The 14041-nt window shown below is 40.1% G+C and carries 14 protein-coding genes; 8 read left to right on the top strand and 6 right to left on the bottom strand.

All coding sequences use genetic code 11. The annotated features are described in order from the left end of the window. Positions 1-25 precede the first annotated feature (25 nt). A complete protein-coding gene (locus SHI21_RS18675; protein ID WP_323578593.1) occupies positions 26-1012 on the top strand; it encodes a tyrosine-type recombinase/integrase in 987 nt (328 codons plus the stop codon). A gap of 97 nt (positions 1013-1109) precedes the next feature. Continuing rightward, positions 1110-2873, top strand: coding sequence for a hypothetical protein (locus tag SHI21_RS18670; RefSeq protein WP_323578592.1), 1764 nt, complete (start codon positions 1110-1112; stop codon positions 2871-2873). 14 nt (positions 2874-2887) lie between these two features. On the opposite strand, the gene SHI21_RS18665 is transcribed toward SHI21_RS18670, so the two are convergent. After that, entirely contained in the window at positions 2888-3568 is a 681-nt protein-coding gene (locus SHI21_RS18665) for a hypothetical protein (protein WP_323578591.1), read from the bottom strand. A gap of 45 nt (positions 3569-3613) precedes the next feature. On the opposite strand from SHI21_RS18665, the gene SHI21_RS18660 reads away from it, so the two are divergent. From SHI21_RS18660 to SHI21_RS18635, 6 genes are all read left to right on the top strand, one after another. Beyond that, positions 3614-4381: a tRNA (5-methylaminomethyl-2-thiouridine)(34)-methyltransferase MnmD gene (locus SHI21_RS18660; protein WP_323578589.1), complete on the top strand. Its 768-nt coding sequence runs from the start codon at positions 3614-3616 to the stop codon at positions 4379-4381. Positions 4382-4430: 49 nt separating this feature from the next. After that, positions 4431-5774, top strand: coding sequence for an HD-GYP domain-containing protein (locus tag SHI21_RS18655; protein WP_323578588.1), 1344 nt, complete (start codon positions 4431-4433; stop codon positions 5772-5774). 73 nt (positions 5775-5847) lie between these two features. After that, a complete protein-coding gene (locus SHI21_RS18650) occupies positions 5848-6708 on the top strand; it encodes an alpha/beta fold hydrolase (protein WP_323578585.1) in 861 nt (286 codons plus the stop codon). Continuing rightward, positions 6692-7525 carry a helix-turn-helix transcriptional regulator gene (locus SHI21_RS18645; RefSeq protein WP_323578583.1) on the top strand — a complete coding sequence of 278 codons (834 nt, stop codon included), beginning with the start codon at positions 6692-6694 and terminating at the stop codon, positions 7523-7525. Before SHI21_RS18650 ends, SHI21_RS18645 begins: the two co-directional genes overlap by 17 nt. 163 nt (positions 7526-7688) lie before the next feature. Continuing rightward, positions 7689-8303 (top strand): sensor histidine kinase, encoded by a 615-nt coding sequence (locus SHI21_RS18640; protein ID WP_323578582.1) that lies wholly within the window; start codon positions 7689-7691, stop codon positions 8301-8303. Positions 8304-8322: 19 nt separating this feature from the next. After that, complete coding sequence (locus tag SHI21_RS18635) at positions 8323-9276, top strand: NAD(P)H-dependent flavin oxidoreductase (RefSeq protein WP_323578580.1); 954 nt, start codon at positions 8323-8325, stop codon at positions 9274-9276. A 1-nt stretch (position 9277) separates the two neighbouring features. Here SHI21_RS18635 and htpX read toward each other — a convergent pair whose 3' ends face one another. The 5 genes from htpX to SHI21_RS18610 form a co-directional block, all read right to left on the bottom strand. Then, complete coding sequence (gene htpX / locus SHI21_RS18630; RefSeq protein WP_323578579.1) at positions 9278-10171, bottom strand: protease HtpX; 894 nt, start codon at positions 10169-10171, stop codon at positions 9278-9280. A 108-nt stretch (positions 10172-10279) separates the two neighbouring features. Next, complete coding sequence (locus SHI21_RS18625) at positions 10280-11008, bottom strand: alpha/beta fold hydrolase (RefSeq protein ID WP_323578578.1); 729 nt, start codon at positions 11006-11008, stop codon at positions 10280-10282. Continuing rightward, positions 11005-11979, bottom strand: a complete 975-nt coding sequence (locus SHI21_RS18620) for a M14 family zinc carboxypeptidase (RefSeq protein WP_323578577.1) — start codon at positions 11977-11979, stop codon at positions 11005-11007. The genes SHI21_RS18625 and SHI21_RS18620 overlap by 4 nt, the downstream gene beginning before the upstream one ends. Before the next feature lie 7 nt (positions 11980-11986). Beyond that, entirely contained in the window at positions 11987-13333 is a 1347-nt protein-coding gene (locus SHI21_RS18615; protein WP_323578576.1) for a KamA family radical SAM protein, read from the bottom strand. Positions 13334-13383: 50 nt separating this feature from the next. Further along, positions 13384-13998 (bottom strand): DedA family protein, encoded by a 615-nt coding sequence (locus tag SHI21_RS18610; RefSeq protein WP_323578575.1) that lies wholly within the window; start codon positions 13996-13998, stop codon positions 13384-13386. Positions 13999-14041: the final 43 nt, after the last annotated feature.

The raw sequence follows: 14041 nt of genomic DNA, 5'->3' as shown, positions 1-14041 counted from the left end.
GTATGTATTACAATCAAAGTTAACTATGAATACTCCAGTAAGAAAAAATGATAGTTCTCTTAAAGTTCACAATCAGGGTTCATTTAATTATAAACTAGAGTATGAATTCTTTAGTAACTTTGAGTCCCTTCATACACGTAAGTCATATCGTATCGACATCACTCAGTTCTTTGAATTCCTAAAGGAAAACTTTAGAGAGGTAAACGGCTATACTGGAGTTGAGCGAGTGCATGTTGTTGCCTTCAGAAATTGGCTTACCGATAATGGACTTGCCCCAAAAAGCATAAATAGAAAGATAGCGGCGAACTCTAGTTTCTTTGATTTTTTAATCGAAAAATCGATGATTCAGTTTAATCCCTGCTCATCTATCAAACGTCCACGACAGGAAGTTGTTCAGCCAACTAATGATCTTAGTGATGATCAAATTTCTGATTTACTCTCCCTTATAGAAGATCTAAAAGGCCCAGGACTATTGCATAAAGCGGTGATTTACACGCTTTTTACAACCGGAATTAGAAAGGCAGAATTAATCAATCTTCGCCGCAAGAATTTCAGCATCCGCGATTCACATTATGTGATTGAAGTACGCGCCAAAGGCGGAAAGCAATTAACAAAAGTTGTGCATCCGAAATGTGCTGAAGTGATTTTAGAATACATCAATCACCTGGAGAGTTCAGGTGAAAAAGTTCATGCAGAAGACTGGATTTTCAGGCCTTCAAAAAACCCGCTTGAGCCTACTCATATTATTAAACCTCTCAATCCTAAGTCTGTAGACTACATCGTAAAAACTTGGTGCAAGAAGGCCGGAATCCATCACAGGATCTCTCCCCATTCAGCGCGCGCAAGTTATATAGGATCGGCCCTCGATGCTGGGATTGATCTTTATAAGGTCTCTAAGGACGTGGGGCATGCTTCCGTTAAAACCACTGAAGAGTACAATAAAAGACGCCAAAAAATGGAAGACAGCCCGGTCTTTGGATTAGGGTTCTTAAAGGCCAAAAAAGAGTCATAAGCCACGATATTTGGGCGCCCTTTTCCCTAAAAACCATCGAAAATACAGTTTTTACAGGAATAACCGATAAGTTTGGTAGAATAAACTATCGGGGTCTATGAAAACATACTTCATCATTATCTTCATTCTTATGAATGCCATCGCGATGGCAGCAGATTCTACGCCTAAAAAAAATGACGTGAGCGGTGGAATTGTTATTAATGATTCTCTTCAAAAACTTATGAAGATTGAAGGTGTCGAGCCGATCTATGCCGATTGCCAAAAACGATATGCTGTAGAAACAGAGACGCAGACAAGCGATACATTTACTTGTTTGTGGGATGCCGTTAAAAAAAATACCGCACTAAAAAAGCAAGTTCAGGAAGTTTACGCTCAGGAATTAAAGGGTGAAAAAACTGCTCCTGAAGAAGGGCGAGCTCCGGCCAGCACTTCACAATTAAGTCTAACAGCTAGAAAGGCCAGTATCGCAACTGACTATGAATCTGATCCAGCGGTAGCGGCACTCTCCGATTATTATGGTAAAAAACTGGATGTTATTTTAAATCCTGACGTGGCATTAACTGTTGAAGAAAGAAAAAAGAATACCATTCTCTCAGTTGATCACAGACAGTTTATCGATCTTTATAAATCAGAACTTGGTAAGACGATCATCAGTGCTTTTACTTCTTACTGTCTTGATACCGTCCCGGATTCATGTGCTTGCTCTCAAGCAGAGCAAAAAGTATGTGTCGAAGATAAATCAAAATGTACGTGTGAATCTTCAAGCTGTGTGATCTCTAGTGACGAAACTCAACGTAAAAAAGACCGTGAATCTAACTTAAAATCTCTTAGATCAGCTGACTTAAAAAGTAATAGTTCTGACGGTATTAAATGGAACATGTGTATTGGTTCCGTTTCTAAAGCATGTGTTAAAGACCCTTCTTCTGATCATGCCGAGACCAGTAAGAGGGCCTGCCTGATTATGGACTACGTGAAGTCTGCCAGAAAAAACATTATGGTCGCCGACACTCAACTGACTTTCTATAATGATTTAAATTCTACTCAAACGGCCAATATCGCTTCAAACATGAAGGCCATCACTGATCTTAAAAAGACTTCATCAGACGCTTTACTTGATATGACTTCTACAGACGTCAAGACGGCGCTGGAAAAGCCTCTGAACAGCAAGCTCAAAGATCTTGAAGGCTGTTATAAAGACGGCGTGATCGTCAATGCGAAAGCTTGTGAAAAATACCTGAGTGTTAATAAAGATGAAAATGATAAGGCCCTGGCAGAGCTTGGTATGCGCCAGATTGCTCAGGAAAGTATTTTAGAAGAAGAGCTTTCTTCGTCTCCTCAAAAGGTTAAAGATTATTTAAAAGAAGAAGGATACAGCAAACAAGAAATTGAAACGATGACTGCCGATCAAAAAAGTATTGATCAGGTTAAAAAAGAAATTCTTGATCGTTACTCCAATCAAAAAGCTGCCATTATTAAAGAAATGGCCGAACGAATTGCCGCTAAAACATCCGCGACTGACGGCAAGATTGAAAACGTTGATGCCAATATAAATAAACTTGATAAGATCAAAAAAGAGCTGGAATCAAGAAGCTCTGATTTACAGAACCTGGTTTACTTCAACAACGTGGTGTCTTCATACCTGGAAGTTGATGACCGCAAAGGAAATAGCTCCCGCAACACGGCTTCGTTATTTGCTGAAGCCAACTCTCTTGAAGATGATCAGGGCAAGCTGATAAAAGATCAAATCAAGAACGCAAGTCTGAAGGACCAGAAAGGAAATGCTGATACCACGAACCTTGAAGTTAAGACGATCAACGATGCCTTCCTGAAATATTCAGTCCAGAAAGATAAAAATAAATAAATTTTTTTTGAAAGTTATAGGAAGTTGATAAAGTTCTGATTGAACTCAGAGTACTTATCGCTGGTTCCACAGGTCTGTTGGATCGTATACTTCTCATCCATTCCCAGGATTCCAGTGCTCGAGTCCGTTCTTACCTTGATAGTTTCAGCACTCGTAATCTTCATCGCACCGTTAGTTCCGGTTGGTGTAAAATAACGGAGAGTATAGCTATCAAGAGTGTCCTTAAAGAATCTAATTTGAATTTTTGTCGACGTTTCCGTCACTGTATTACTAACTGGTTTATTGCTTCTGATCTTCGCACATAACTGAGTCAGGTAACCTGTCGTATCTGTCTGAACTGTTTTTTGGAAAGGTTTAGCTGTGTCCGGCTCCATAGTCATAGGAACAGTCAGGGGCTTTAGAACAGCATTCACTGTATAACTTGTACGAGCGTCTACACAGTTTCTCGAATCGATATTATAAATGAAACTTCCAGCATTATAGGTTTGCCCCCTGAAGCTTGAACTCTTTGATTGATACGCGTAACAAATACGAGTAGCAATCGATCTTTCTTCAGTTGATAAATCCTGAACTACTGACATTTGAGCATTATTCGAATATCCTGTGGGATCTTTACTACCAGCTCCACCGCAACCAGCTAGTGCCAGCATGAAGGTTGATGTTAAGAGTAAATGTGTTCTACGCAAGTTGCTCATAGGCACAGTATCGGTACTAACAAAATTTAATTAATAGAAGGCCATATGGATTTCACCGGAAAATTAGGAAAATATAAAATCATTGAAACTGAAGATCAGACAAAAACACTTTGGTCGGAATTCTTCAATGAGGCCTGTCACAATCTTTCCGGCGCTTACGATGAAACAGTTTACAACTATATTTTAGGTTGCCACGTCGATGATCAACTTAAGGCCCGCCAGAATGTTCATGTTTTAGATGTGGGTTTCGGTGTGGGAATTGGTCTGAAGGCATTTATAGACGAAGTCATGAAGCACGACTCTCACAGTTTGGAGCTTAGTTACACTTCCATCGAACTCGATGAAGTTCTTTTTTTATGGTCGGCCAAAGAAACATTTCCCGATTACGTTTTTCATAAGCAAAATGAGACTTATGTCTGTCAATTAGATCTTAAAGCAGACACTCGCCTATCGATTACAATCTTTATCGGCGATGGCCGAAAGACTCTTCCTGAAGCATTTAAGTTAGGTTTATTGCCAAAATTCACGGCCATTTTTCAGGACGCTTTCTCCCCTAAAAGAAACCCTATGCTCTGGACGGTTGAATGGTTTGATGACCTAAGGATTATGTCTGCACCCGAGGTTTTTTTATCAACTTATAGCGCTTCAGAAAGTGTCAGGAAGTCTATGATCGCCTCTAGATGGAAACTCGAAAACAAAAAAGGCTTTGGTCAGAAAAGAACGATGACTAAGGCAAGACTCATTGGAGTAACCGACGAGGCCATTGCGGCAGATCTCTCCAGATCACCTGCGCTTGAATTAAGGGATAACTAAGCTAAAATAATAGAGACAAGTAAGATAGTTTTTTCAAGGATAGTCTCTTATGGCACAAGTCATTCTTATTGAAAGCAACAAGACGATGAATGATTTAATTTCAGTTAACCTTACAACTTATCTTGGAGTTGATCTTATTCATCGAACAAATGCACAAGATGCTCTCAACCTGCTGGCGATTTTACCAAGCATTGATTTGATCATTACCAACTCTTTTGTCGACGGCGAAGACTCGGCCAATATGATTAACGATTACCTGATTGAAAACCAACTCGATATCGGCCTGATTGTTTTGGGAGGTAAAACGAATAAATCTTCTGAGCACACTGTTCACATCCCCAGCAATACTGACTGGGAAAAAGTCATCCAGACAACGGCGAAGATTCTAGGGATCAATGAAGAGGTTCTGGCGAGAAAGGCCGTGCCTGACTACGTCTCTATCCCGGTAAGATATTTTTTCAATCTCGATTCAATTAACTGCGATGTCTTTATTCGTATTAAAAAATCTCCGACTGAATTCCAGTTCGTAAAAAGGATTCATAACGGAGACGCGATCTCCCTGGAACTGATTCAAAGATACCAGGAACAAGGCCTGGAGTTTTTCTATATTCCTAAAGAGCACCATAGAAACTTTACGATCTTTTTATCCAACCGCCTGGTTGATAAAATCGAAGCACCGGGAATCGATGAAGTACAAAAAATTCAAGTCATGGGAGAGTCTTTCGATATAGCCACAAAAGAAATTGTGACGTTGGGCTTTAACAGCGAGACCATCCAGTTAACTGACACCATCATTGAAAATATGATTAAGAATTTTCAGAAGTCTCCAGAAATGTCGGGGCTACTTCATAAAGTTATCAACTCAAAGACCGGACCTCTTTACCAAAAAAGCCATATGACTTCTGTCGTGGCCTCTGAAATGGTGAAGAACTTAAAGTTCAGTGATCCTCTGGCCTTTGAAAAAATCGCCTTTGCTTCTTTCTTTCACGACATCATGCTGACAGAACGAGAAGACCTGGCAAAGATCAACTCCTTTGAAGAACTAGAAAAGGCCCACTTGTCTGAAGAAGACTGGGACCTGGTGTTCAACCACGCTAACGAGGCTTCTCAATTGATCAAAAACCATCCTGAAGCGCCGCTGGGGGCCGATGAAATCATTCGCCATCATCACGGTGCCTTTAACGGAAAAGGCTTCTCAAATGCCATCGAAAAGCTCCCTGATCTTTCTAAGATCTTTATTATCGCTCACCATTTCACACTTGAGCTGATGAGATTTAAGGAAATTGGCGGACAACCAAAACCGGTCACTGAAGAACTATTCAGACGTTACCCGAGCCCGGATGCGGCCCTTATAATTAAGGCACTTGAGCGTACTCTTAAGAAGAAGAAATAGTTACAAAACGCTTTTCCAATGGTATTTCATTAGGGATTAATTAATTGGGCCTTGCCCAAAGAAGAACCCCTCTATGAAAAAGCTTTCCATTAATGGTGTAAGTTTAAACTTTATTGAAAAAAATATTGAGCAGGAATGCGCCATTATTTTTCTTCATGGCAACTCTCACTCTCTAAGAACTTTTTCAAAACAAATGGAATCACCTCTTCTAAAAAACTACCGTCTTGTTTTTGTAGACCTACCTGGTCATGGCGAGAGTTCAGCGCTGGAAACATATTCTGTTAAGATTTTGTCACAAATCTTGTCGGAGTTTTTAAAAACTCTAGAAATTAACAAATTTATTTTTGCCGGCCATTCACTGGGTGGGCACGTTGCGATCAACTTTTTAAAAACAGAAATTAAGCCTTACGGATTATTTTTATTTGGAACACCTCCGCTTAAAAACCCCTTTGATGCTAGGGCCTTTACTCCTAATCCCAATGCTTTTCCTATGGGAAAAAGCGAATCCAATTATGTAGAAATCTCCACATTAATGGATGAAATGAATTATGTCGGGCCTGAGAAAGCCATCGCAATTGGGGATTTCTTGAACACCGACCCTAAATTCCGATTAGGTATTTTGGAGGACGTCACTTCCTTCAAGAATGAAGACGAGGTAGAATTAATTAAGAGTTTCAATGGCGCCGTAATGTTTTTACTAGCAACAAAAGACTCTCTGATTAATAATACTTATATTAGTCAGGAATGTTTTTCGAATTTAAGTCAGGTTCATTTTAATGAAATTGAAGCCGGACATTCACCTCACGTAGAAATGGATGTAGACTTTAATCGAAAACTGGCAGAATTTTGTAATAAGGCCTTTAACGAAAAAATAGAAATAGAATTTAAAAATGACCGCCAACATGAGAGAAGTCAAAATGAGCAAAGAAATTAACAGTAGCATCGCTGTTTTATTTAAATCAACCCGTAAATTTCACCGTCTGCAGCAGACAGAATTTTCGGCCATTTTAGGTGTTACTCAAGGGACAATTTCAAAAATTGAAGCTGGATCAATGAGCCCTGAGCTTGGATTATGGTTTAAATTCCTTCGTGCTTTTAATATTCAGGATCCATACTGCTTCACATATTATGGACTAGAGCTTAACGAAAGCGCTTTCCAAAATCTTAAAACTGAAGGGGCCGCTCTGGCGTCAGGATTTGATTTCTCAAAAGGGAACTACATCTTCAGCGTAAGAAAAATTCGCCCTCTTTTTGATTTCCTGGTCAAAAACCATAGCAAGACATTTGAAGCATTCTTAAAACAAAATGGAATTGCTAAGGAAATTTTCTATATTTTAAATCATCCAATCACAACGGAGCTTGCTGATACGTTTTTCTCATTTTTGGAAGACAACAAGATCAACGCAAAATCAGTGGCGCTACTAGACCTGAACTTCGATCACGCTCTTGGGCGTCAGATGAAGCAATTGGCGTCTTCAGAGTCTGTAGCTGATCTTTTTACTATCATCAATAATGACGAAGACAGCATTCTGGAATACGAATTCACTGGAACAAAAGGTGAGTACTTCGTTAATTTAAAGAAAAAGAATCTTCCATTCATGAAGTCGCTTGAAAAATCAGACCTGGTTATGAACTACAGCTTCCTGTATCCATTCCATGTGATGAAATCGACAAAAAGTATCAAAGGAACAGGTCCTGCGATCCACGAAATTAAAAAAGACCAGAGATGGCAAGTCACTTACGCTTCATAAAAAACACAATTCTAAAAGGCCAAGAATCAAAGAGAGATCCTTGGCCTTTTTAGTCTAAATAAACAAACCTTATTTTTTCGTTAATGGGCAACATGTCCCCCCTTGACGTATTCGTGGCGGAATATAAAATTCCTACTAAGGTACATTTAGGAGTCCATAACTAATGCTTACTTATTTGCATGATATCCGCAATAAGCTAACACTTATTTCAGGCCATACGGCCATTCTTTCCAAGAAATATGGAGAGGAGGATTTTCACGCGATCAGAACAAACCTCATTCGCATTAATGAAATCATCAATGACGCCTACAAATTTATGCAGGAAGGATACGAAGAGTGCAAACTCTCCTTCACTTCGATTGAATTTATCCGCCAAATGGATTTATTAACAGAAACGATCAGCTTTCTTTATCCTATCGAAGTCATCAACGAAACACGCGACTACAAACCGAAATCTGACTTTAGTATTGATTTCAATATCAATTTAGTTTTTCAGGTGATCGAAAATGCCATCGACAATTCCCTTAAAGCAAAGTCGACAAAATTAATTATCAGACTCCTTGAAACCGGTAACCATTGTGTTTTTGAAATCGTTGATAACGGCATGGAAAAAAAACAAACTGAAAACAGTTTTGAAGAAATCTCTATTATCCCGCACGGTATTGGCAAAGCAATTATGAATGACAACATGAAGAAGGTTAACGGGAAGATCGAATGGGGCCGTCGCATTGATAACTCAGGCATGATTGTCAGATTATACTTTCCTAAAAAAGCTTAAATTCGCTATCATAGTGAATATGAATAATCCCATCACAAAACTTTTTAATGTTAAATACCCTATCGTTCAAGGTGGTATGGTTTGGGTGTCTGGTGCAAAACTGGCGGCCGCTGTATCAAACTCAGGTGGCCTGGGTTTAATTGGTGCAGGCTCTATGAAGCCTGATCTTCTACGCACTCACATTATTAAGGCACAGGGGCTAACGAATAAACCTTTTGGTGTGAATGTTCCGCTACTCTATCCTGGCGCTCAAGAGCAAATTGAATTAGCGCTTAATCTTGGAGTGAAAATCTTTTTTACTTCGGCCGGATCTCCTAAGAAATTTACAAATTTTTTAAAAGATAAAGGGGCCACTGTCGTTCACGTAACTTCTTCGCCCGAACTTGCCGTTAAATGTGCTGATGCCGGCGTGGATGCTATTGTTGCTGAAGGCTTTGAAGCTGGTGGCCATAATGGGCGCGAAGAAATCACAACACTCACTTTAATCCCCCAAGTAAGATCTGCTGTAAAAATCCCGTTGATCGCTGCCGGTGGAATCGCTTCTGGAAGCGCTATTGCCGCTGTCCTTGCTCTTGGTGCCGACGGTGTTCAATTAGGCACGCGCTTTCTTATGACCCGTGAATCAAGCGCTCACGACAACTTTAAGAAGCTTGCTTTAAACGCACTTCCTCACTCAACTCAAATGGCGATGAGAAGCACTGTTCCCGTCAGGCTTTTATCAAATCAATTTGCTCTTGAAATCAAACAAATTGAAAATCAGTACATGGGCGATGAACTCAAAACAAAACTAGATGAGCATCTTGGAAAGTATCGTGCGATGAATGGAATGCTTAATGGTGATGTTGATCAAGGGGAATTAGAAGTTGGTCAGATTGTCAGTTTGATTAAAGATATTCCGTCTGTCGAAGAAGTCATGAAAGAGTTAGTTAGCGATTACCAAAAAACTCTCTCACGACTACCTGTCAGTTTGTAAATTACATAGCTTTTTTAAGGGCAGCAATTCTCACGTCTAATGGCGGGTGAGTTGAAAACAATGCCATGAAACTTCCCTTTGATGAAATTTGCATCGAACGGAAATTTGGTTCTGCTTCATTCTTACCTTCCGCTAATTGTGGGTAAGCTCTCTGAAGAGACTCAAGTGCAGCAATCATTTTTTCTCGTCCAGCAAGATCTGCTCCGCCTTTATCTGCACGGAACTCTCTGTAACGAGAAAACCATGCGATGATTGGCATTGCTAAGAATCCGATGACAACATCTAAGGCCATAGTGATAAGCATATTGGCCCATGGGCTTTGCGGCTCATCTCTATCGTCGCTTCTCATTGCTTGAGAAATAGCGAAAGCAATAATTCTAGATAGGAACATAACGAAAGCGTTTACTACACCTTGAACCAAGGCCATCGTAACCATGTCTCCGTTGGCAATGTGGGCCACTTCGTGAGCTAAGACTCCTTCAACTTCAGCATCATCCATACGAGTTAAAAGACCAGTTGAGACAGCAACCAATGAGCTGTTTCTTGATCTACCTGTCGCGAATGCGTTTACATCCGGAGACTGATAAATACCAACTTCCGGCATTTCTGTTAAACCAGCACGTCTTGATAGACGGTGAACTTTTTCAACGATGTTTCTGTGTGGGCCTTCAAGAGTTACGATCTGAACTCCCATTGTCCATTTAGCAAGCATCTTTGAAAGGCATAAACCGATAAGTGAACCACCGATACCCCAAAGTAAACAAAACGCCATAAGGGTTCCGTACTGGATTCCGCCTTGAGAGATATAGTGTCCGATACCAAGAACAGACATGATGGTACTAATCGTAATTGAAATAAGTAGCGATACGGCCATGAAAATAAAAATTCGCTTCATTTAAGCATTCTCCAAAAATATATTTGTGACAGTATAAAATGTAACACGGCCATTTGAAAAATAAATTCAATAATCTAAAACAAATGGTTCACTTTAAACGTACTGAATTTAAATATTGTTCGCCAAAACCGATAAAAGCCATTCTGGAGCGTCCAGTGGGATATCGTGGCCAGCGTCTGGATGGATATGTACTTGTGCCTTAAGAACCTCGGCGAGCTTTTTTGAGCAACTTGAATGGACTAAGCGGTCTCCCAAGGAATAAATCACATGAGTGGGTACTTCGGATTTTCTGAATACCTGAAAACTGCGTCCGGCAAAGAGTTGATTTAAACTCGATCTTTTAGAAACCGGGTGCTCGAGTTGGACTTGTTTAAAGTACTTTCCTAATTCTTCTTTTTTTTGATCAGTAATGAGATTCGTCGTAATACTTAAAATAAGCTTTTCTTTGTTTTCAAGGTCACTAGTCATCAAAACTTTTAGCAAGACTCTCCAGTGACTTAAATTGAAGCGCTCATTAGCTGTTGAGAGATTGTTGGCAGAAGAATTAATCGTAAAAACTTTATGGACTTCACCAGGGTACAATTCGGCCCAGCGAAGAGCGATCATTCCGCCCATTGAGATACCGATTAAAGTGATCGGCCCCCCTTTAGGTAAATGCTTACGTAAAAATTCAACATAGTGATTGATGTTTGTAGGGGACGTGAGAGCAGCATTCTCACCTGCTCCAGGCAAATCTAAAGTAATAACCGGTATTCCGGTTAAGGCCTGAAATTTTTCCGGCAGTCCATCCCAATGGCGGATTTCTCTAGTGAGTCCTCTTAAGAAAAGTGCTCTCATGATTTAGTCGTCCATGTTGTCGTGTTTTGCATTAGTCTGGTGATGAATTCAATCAAGATATAATGCCTTCTCATCGTTCTTTGGAATCTATGCTCTACCACCGGATTAAAAAATCCTTGTCTGGAAAATAACTGAATAGGATTTTTCTTAAGCCAACTCCACGACCCCATTTCCAATGTCCATGGGATGAAGATATTGTCGGGATGAAGGCGTCTTGATTCTTCAAACATGTAGTCCCACATATCACCGTGAGTGGTATAGGAGTCTGATTGCTGCTCAATTTTATAAATATGATGAGGGTGAGTTGTCTCGTAAAGATTTACGGCGCGCTCAACGACGTCTTTAAATAAAAAGGGGTCACTACTTTTAGCGTAAGGAAACCAAAGACGATCTTTCAGGCCAAAGCCTGAATGAAAATCTAGCCCCATTGAAATCTTCGCCGGAAACATTTCTCTTTTTACAAAGGACTCGACCGCCTGGAATTCTTTTTCCAGCGTCTGTGATCCTCTATACCAAGGAAGTTTATTGCTGATTCTGTGACCGCGATAAATTTGATAGAACTTTCCTTTGCCAGCTTCTATCGGAGAGTTTCTCATCAGGTCCACGCCGTTGCCGTTAGATCGTTTGTGATACTTCATCCCGACTGGATTAATTAAAGGAATAGCGACGATGCGGTAATGTTTTAATGATTCCTGCAGTCCTTTATCCCATTCTAATTGAATGAAAAAACTTTTAAGAAATCCCAGGAGAACATGAGTTCCCACGCGCTCTAAACCATGGACTCCACCGAATAAACCCATTGTAGGGGCCGACTTATCGGTAGATCCAATAACAAAAGCATGAATGGGAAGTGATTCGTTTTGGTACTCAATATGGGTGAGCACTTCTGGCCGGATAAGGGCCTTAACTTCAGGAGAGCAAAGCTCAATTGAGTCTATGAGCTTTGCTACTTCTGTTAGTTCTTTGAACATATAATAATTAAAATCCTGCTTTTGCTTTAGCGTCGGCGATCATCTTTTCACGCATCATTGGATCGGCCCAACGAGCTTGAGCTTCCGGTGATAGCTTTCTGATTGGATCGAAGTAGAAAAAGACTTCGCCCGGTTTTACGTTTGGTGCTGTCCAAACTGAAATCCCGTTTTCTTCATCATAGTATTCGTAAGAAGCGATATGGCGTTTACCACCACCACCTGGAGCATCACACACGAAAGTTGGTGTGTTGAATCCGGCAGTCGTCCCACGCATTGCTTTTTCAAGAGCTACTGATTCAGCGATAGTTGTTCTAAAGTGCTCGCACCCTGGAACCATATCGTGGATATAAACGTAGTATGGTTGAACGTTCATGTACTCCATCTGACGGATCAGAAGAACCATGTCGTTGATACTGTCGTTAACACCTTCTTGAAGAACCGCTTGGTTTCTTACGATAATTCCGGCAGCAAATAATCTATCCATCGCCATCTTAGAGTAAATGGTAATTTCTTTTGGTGAAGAAAAGTGAGTGTGAACCACTACTGATTTCCCCATATCTTTCCCCATTTGATGAACACCGCATAGAGCGTTGAACCATTCATGGTCTGAAGTAATTTTTTGTGGATAGATCGCAATCCCTTTCGTGGCAAAACGAATACGTCTGATATGTGGGATGTTTAATAAACTTTCCCCGATATAAGTTAATTGTTTTGATGTAAGCATGAAAGCATCACCACCAGAGATAACCACGTCTTCAACTTGAGGAGTGTTTCTGATGTATTCAAACGCCGCTTCCATTCTTGCCGTGTTAACACCGTAAGTTTCTTTTTCAACTGTCTCAGTCGATCCACCAATAAGGCGTGAGCGCGTACAGTATGAACAGTAAACCGGACAGATAGTCGTCGGTAAGAATAAAACTTTGTCATAGTATCTGTGAGTCAGACCTGGAACCGGTGAATCCACATCTTCGTGAAGTGAATCAGCTTCATAGTAAGGATGATCCGGTAGGAATTGTGATCCAATCGGAAGGAATTGTTTTCTAAGTGGATCGTTGACCGGATCTTTCCAGTCAATTAGTGCGAATACATAAGGAGTGATCCTGATGTTCATCGGCGTCTTATGTTGTCCGTCCAGCATGTCCTGGTAAAATTCTTCAGTACATAGTTCAGCAAGAACAGTTTTAACTTGTTCTACTTTTTTAATTGAATTTTTCATCTGCCACATGTGATCGCTGAACTCTTCTTTAGAGACATCTTTCCATGCAGGAATTGTTCTCCAGAAGTCATCAGTTCGGAATTCACGATGAGCACCATCTTTGAGGGTCAGGGTTAAATCTTTCTTAATAGTCTTCATAAAATCCTCGCGATTTATAAATAGGGGTCATTTAATATTTTATGATTTTATTATCGCTTATTCTTGAAGAATTTTAAAAAAAATGGAGAAATGAGCAAAATAATCAACAGTATGACAAAATAGTGAAAATAAGCAGTGATGTCAAAGTCGACTGTTTTACCAAGGTAATGGGCCCCACCGACGATTCCAACCACCCATAGTACTGCTCCGGCCACTTCGTATAAAGTAAACTTGAGATAACTCATTTTACTTGTACCAGCAATGAAAGGTGCGAACGTTCTAACGAAGGCAATAAACTTACAAAATAAAATAGTCTTTCCACCATGCTTTAAATAAAAGGTGTGGGCCATATCAAGATGCTTTTCCTCTAAAAGAATTTTATTCATATTCTTCTTGGTCCAGTCAGCAAATTTGCGGCCTAGAAAATAACTAAAATGATCACCTAGAATAGTGGCCACCAGTAAAGATGGGATCAGGATTTTGATATCGATATCGCCTTTTGCCGAGATCAATCCAAGAGTTAGAAGCAGTGAATCCCCTGGAAGAAAAAATCCAAATAACCCAACTTCTGCAAACAAAATTGCAGCAAGGCCTAAGTAGCCAAAAAATTGAAAAAAAGCGAGTGGATCAGTCGCAATTTTTAAAAGAGGATCAAAGATTTCCATTGGGAAAAGTTTATCAAACAACCTTTGTACTACCTAGTAAAAA

Origin of the sequence: Bacteriovorax sp. PP10 (genome assembly GCF_035013165.1) — a bacterium.
Classification (GTDB): domain Bacteria; phylum Bdellovibrionota; class Bacteriovoracia; order Bacteriovoracales; family Bacteriovoracaceae; genus Bacteriovorax; species Bacteriovorax antarcticus.
This window is presented reverse-complemented; position numbering and strand designations above follow the sequence as displayed.